Here is a 4,750-nt window from a genome sequence, read left to right as displayed (position 1 = left end):
CACCCAGGGCGGCCAGGCCCAGCAGGGCGGTGGCGCCCGCGAGGCGCAGCGCGTGGCGGCGGTGAGGGAATGGCATGGTCTTGTCTCCTGGAGTTCTTGCGGCACCGGGGCCGCATTTGCTATGTATTAACTAGCTGCCAGCGCTTGATGGATGGGCGATATCGCCTCTTTTCCCATCAAACGCCTTTCCACACCGGCGCGCGTTTCTCGGCAAAGGCCGTAGCCCCTTCGCGCGCGTCCAGCGAAGCGAGCACCGGCGTGGTGATGACGGCCTGGCGGTCGAACATCTCGGCCTGCGTCCAGTCGGCCGACTCTTGCGCCACGCGTTTGCTGGCGATCAGCGCCAGCGGGCCGTTGGCGGCCACGGCCTGGGCCAGTTCCAGCGCGGCGTCCAGCGCCTGGCCGGGCTCGACCAGGCGGTTGACCAGGCCATGGGCGTGGGCGCGCTCGGCGCTGAACATGTCGCCCGTGAGAATGCATTCCATGGCCACGTGGTAGGGCAGGCGCCTGGGCAGGCGCAGCAGCCCGCCGGCCGAGGCGGCCAGGCCGCGCTTGACCTCGGGCAGGCCGAATTGGGCCGTCTTGGCGGCGACGATCAGGTCGCAGGCCAGCACGGTCTCAAAGCCCCCCGCCAGGGCATAGCCTTCCACGGCGGCAATCAGCGGCTTGCGCGGCGGCTGCTGCGTCAGGCCCAGGAATCCCCGCCCGGGCAGGCTGGGGCGCTTGCCCTGCAAAAAACCCTTCAGGTCCATGCCCGCGCAGAACGTGCCGCCCGCGCCGGTGATGACGCCCACCTGCAGGGCGGGGTTGCGGTCCAGCTCGTCCAGCGCCGCCGCCATGGCCTCGGCCATCTCCAGCGTGGCGGCGTTGCGCGCCTCGGGGTTGCTCAGCGTCATGACCAGCACGTTGCCGCGCACTTCGACCAGTACCGTGGAACTCATAAAAATCCTTCCAGTTCTTCATTGCGCTGCATGAGTCGCCCTGCGCGAAACCGGCGCAACCTATGAAGCCGGCGCGACCCAAGACCAAGGCAGTCGCGCAAGGGCCGCCCCGCCGCGCTGGCTGCGTCCCCCTTCCCGGAGCGCCAAGCGCGCAGAGAGAAGGGGGAAGGCGCGCAGCGCCTCAGGGGGATGTCACCTCGGCTGCATGCGAATGGCCCCATCCAGGCGGATGGTCTCGCCATTGAGCATGGGGTTCTCGAGGATGTGCAGCGCGGTCATCGCGTATTCGCTGGGGTGGCCCAGGCGCGCGGGGTTGGGCACCGATGCGCCCAGCGACTGGCGCACGTTCTCGGGCAGCTTGGCCAGGATGGGCGTGTCGAACAGACCCGGTGCGATGGTGCACACGCGGATGAACTTGGACGCCAGGTCACGCGCCGCCACGATGGTCATGCCGATCACGCCGGCCTTGGAGGATGCGTAGGGGATCTGGCCGATCTGCCCCTCGTAACCCGCCACCGACGCGGTGAGCACGCACACGCCGCGCTCGCCGTCAATCGGCTCGTTTTTGGCCATGGCAACGGCCGCCAGGCGCAGCGTGTTGAAGGTGCCGATCTGGTTCACGCGGATGATGTTGATGTACTTCTCCAGCGAGCCGGGGCTGCCGTCCTTCTCGATCAGGCGCACCGGGCCGCCGATGCCCGCGCAGTGCACCAGCGCACGGAAGTTGCCGAAGGCCTCGGCCGCGGCGATGGCCTGGGCCATCTGGTCGGCGTCGGACACGTCGGCCTTCACATAGCGCAGGCGGCCGGCGTACTTCTGTTCCATGGCCTGGCCGCGCTCGTCGTTCAGGTCCACGGCCACCACGTTCAAACCACGCTCCAGCAGCGCGACGGCCGAGGCCTCGCCCAGGCCCGAGACCCCGCCGGTGATGAGGGCGGTCATTCCTTGTTGCAGCTTCATTTTCTTTCCTTTTTGGCCTGGGGCGCTCGTCCATCAAGCGCCGGCAGCTATCAAATCAATAGTTACAGACGTTCGATGATGGTGGCGTTGGCCATGCCGCCAGCCTCGCACATGGACTGCAGGCCGTAGCGCTGGCCGCTGTCTTCCAGGGCGTGCAGCATGGTGGTCATCAGGCGCAGGCCCGAGGCACCCAGCGGGTGGCCCAGGGCGATGGCGCCGCCGCGCGGGTTCAGGCGCTCGCCGTCGGCGCCCAACTCCTTCTGCCAGGCCAAGGGCACGGAGGCAAAGGCCTCGTTGATCTCGTAGTGATGGATGTCGTCCAGCTTCATCCGGGCCTTGGCCAGCACGCGCTGCGTGGCGGGGATGGGGGCCGTGAGCATGTACAGCGGGTCGTCGCCCACCACGTCGAAGGCCACGAAGCGCGCGCGCGGGCGCAGGCCCAGCTGCTGGGCACGCTGCTCGCTCATGATGAGCATGGCGCTGGCGCCGTCGGTCATCTGCGAGGCGTTGCCGGCCGTGGTGGCCCACTGGATCTGCGGGAAGCGCGCGGACAGCTCCTCGCTCTCGAACACGGCCTTCAGGCCGGCGAGCTTTTCCACCGTGGTGCCGGCGCGGATGGTTTCGTCCTGCAGCACGCGGCCGGCGGGGGTGTCGATGCCCACGATCTCGCGTGCAAAGCCGCCGCCCGATTGCGCCGCATGGGCGCGCTGGTGCGAGCGCACGGCATAGGTGTCCAGCGCGGTGCGGTCCAGCCCCCACTTGGCGGCCACCAGATCGGCCGATACGCCCTGGCCCACCAGACCGGGGGCGAAGCGCGCATCAAAGCGCGGGCCGGTGGTGTTCTTGCCCATGCGCGAGCTGCCCATGGGCACGCGGCTCATCGACTCCACGCCGGAGGCGATCACGATGTCCTGCGTGCCCGCCATGATGGCCTGCGCCGCGAAGTGCACGGCCTGCTGGCTGGAGCCGCACTTGCGGTCGATGGTGGTGGAAGGCACGTGCGCGGGCAGGCCGGCGGCCAGCCAGGCCAGGCGCCCGGGCGTGCCCGCCTGCTCGCCCGCCTGGCTGACGCAGCCGCAGATCACGTCGTCCACGGTGCCGGGGTCAAGCTTGTTGCGGGCCACCAGTTGCTCCAGCACCTGCGAGAGCAGGTCCACGGGATGGACCTCGGCCAGCGCGCCATCGGGCTTGGCCCGGGCCATGGGGCTGCGAATGGCATCGACGATGACGGGAATATTCATGCTCACTCCATGTGTTTATGAGACTGATGATCCATTAAAAATGATTCTGTGCGAGTTAGTTTGTGCTGAAGACCGTATTTACCCGGTGATTGCTGCCGCTGTTGCCTGAAAAAATCCGTCAACACATCGGTTTTGTGAGACAGGCGCTTTGCTTTTGGTGGACTTCTCCACCACGGCGGCGTGCCAAGGAGCAACAGGTGACAGGTATGCAGGACTTCTTCGGCCGCGCGGCGACGGCCCCCGAGCGGGTGGTACTGGTCATGGCCGAGACCGGCACGCGCCATACCGCTGGCGAAGTGGCGCGCAGCGCCTTGCAGATGGCCCAGTGGCTGCATGCCCAGGGGTTGCAGGCGGGCGAGCGCTTCGCGGTGGTGCTGGAAAACCGGATCGAGATCCTGGCCCTGGCGCTGGCGGCCCGGCAGGCCGGCCTGTATGCCGCCGTGCTCAGCACGCACCTGACCCCGGCCGAGGTGGCCTACATCGTGCAGGACTGCGGCGCGCGGCTGGTGGTGGCTTCCAGCAAGACCCTGCCGCAACTCACCGAGCTGCAGGCCGTCCACCCCCTGCCGTGCTGGACGGTGGACGCGGCCACGCCCCTGGCGCCTTCGCTGCCCGTTGCGGCGCAGGCGCTGGAGAGCCTGGGCACCCGGCCCGCCGATTTTGCCGACCGCCCGCTGGGCCGCGACCTGCTGTATTCATCGGGCACCACGGGCCGGCCCAAGGGGGTGCTCAAGCCTTTGCAGCCGAGCCACCTGCGCGGCCAGACCGACCCCGAGGCGCTGGGCACGGCCCGCATCATGGGCATGGGCGAAGACACCGTGTACCTCTCGCCCGCGCCGCTGTACCACGCCGCGCCGCTGCGCTACACGCTGCGCGTGCTGGAGCTGGGCGGGCAGGCCGTGATCATGGAGCGCTTTGACGCCGAGACCGCCCTGGCGCTGATCGAGCGCTACCGCGTCACCCACAGCCAGTGGGTGCCCACCATGTTCGGCCGCATGCTCAAGCTGCCCGACGAAGTGCGCCGGCGCTACGACCTGTCCAGCCACCGCGTGGCCATCCATGCCGCCGCGCCCTGCCCGGTAGATGTGAAGCACGCCATGCTCGACTGGTGGGGCGACATCCTGATGGAGTACTACGCGGGCTCCGAGGGCTGTGGCACGACGATGATCGGCTCGGCCGAGTGGCGCCGGCGCCCCCGGGCTCGGTGGGCCGCCCCACCACGGGCCGGCTGCACATCGTGGGTGACGACGGGCAGGAGCTGCCCGCGGGCGAGATCGGACAGGTGTACTTCTCGGGCGGCGGACAGTTCAGCTACCTCAACGACGAGGAAAAGACACGCCAGGCCATCAACGAGCGTGGCTGGATCACCTATGGCGACATCGGCCACGTGGATGCCGAGGGCTACCTTTACTTAAGCGACCGGCGCGCGGACTTGATCCTCTCGGGCGGCGTCAACCTCTACCCACAGGAGATCGAGAACGCCCTGCTGCGCCACCCCGACGTGTACGAGGTGGCCGTGGTGGGTGTGCCCCACCCCGACTTTGGCGAACAGCCCCTGGCGGCCGTGGTGCTGCGCCACGGCGCCCAGGCCTCGCTGGCCACGGCGCG

At 68.8% G+C, this 4,750-nt stretch carries 5 protein-coding genes; 2 read left to right on the top strand and 3 right to left on the bottom strand.

The window, feature by feature from the left end:
• Positions 1 to 176: 176 nt before the first annotated feature.
• The 3 genes from ACDELDRAFT_RS19315 to ACDELDRAFT_RS19305 all read right to left on the bottom strand — a co-directional run bounded on the left by ACDELDRAFT_RS19315 (position 177) and on the right by ACDELDRAFT_RS19305 (position 3,142).
• Positions 177 to 941: a crotonase/enoyl-CoA hydratase family protein gene (locus ACDELDRAFT_RS19315; protein ID WP_005799719.1), complete on the bottom strand. Its 765-nt coding sequence runs from the start codon at positions 939 to 941 to the stop codon at positions 177 to 179.
• Positions 942 to 1,133: 192 nt separating this feature from the next.
• Positions 1,134 to 1,901: an SDR family NAD(P)-dependent oxidoreductase gene (locus ACDELDRAFT_RS19310; RefSeq protein ID WP_005799718.1), complete on the bottom strand. Its 768-nt coding sequence runs from the start codon at positions 1,899 to 1,901 to the stop codon at positions 1,134 to 1,136.
• A 62-nt stretch (positions 1,902 to 1,963) separates the two neighbouring features.
• Positions 1,964 to 3,142 (bottom strand): thiolase family protein, encoded by a 1,179-nt coding sequence (locus ACDELDRAFT_RS19305; RefSeq protein ID WP_005799717.1) that lies wholly within the window; start codon positions 3,140 to 3,142, stop codon positions 1,964 to 1,966.
• A gap of 206 nt (positions 3,143 to 3,348) precedes the next feature.
• Here ACDELDRAFT_RS19305 and ACDELDRAFT_RS25865 point away from each other — a divergent pair, with 206 nt between their 5' ends.
• Positions 3,349 to 4,557, top strand: coding sequence for an AMP-binding protein (locus ACDELDRAFT_RS25865; protein WP_332376054.1), 1,209 nt, complete (start codon positions 3,349 to 3,351; stop codon positions 4,555 to 4,557).
• Positions 4,530 to 4,750, top strand: a 221-nt coding sequence (locus ACDELDRAFT_RS26120; protein WP_420042327.1) for an AMP-binding enzyme, incomplete at its 3' end; no start/stop codon positions are given. The genes ACDELDRAFT_RS25865 and ACDELDRAFT_RS26120, both read left to right, overlap by 28 nt.

The organism is Acidovorax delafieldii 2AN, assembly GCF_000175235.1.
Classification (GTDB): Bacteria; Pseudomonadota; Gammaproteobacteria; order Burkholderiales; family Burkholderiaceae_C; genus Acidovorax; species Acidovorax delafieldii_B.
This window is presented reverse-complemented; position numbering and strand designations above follow the sequence as displayed.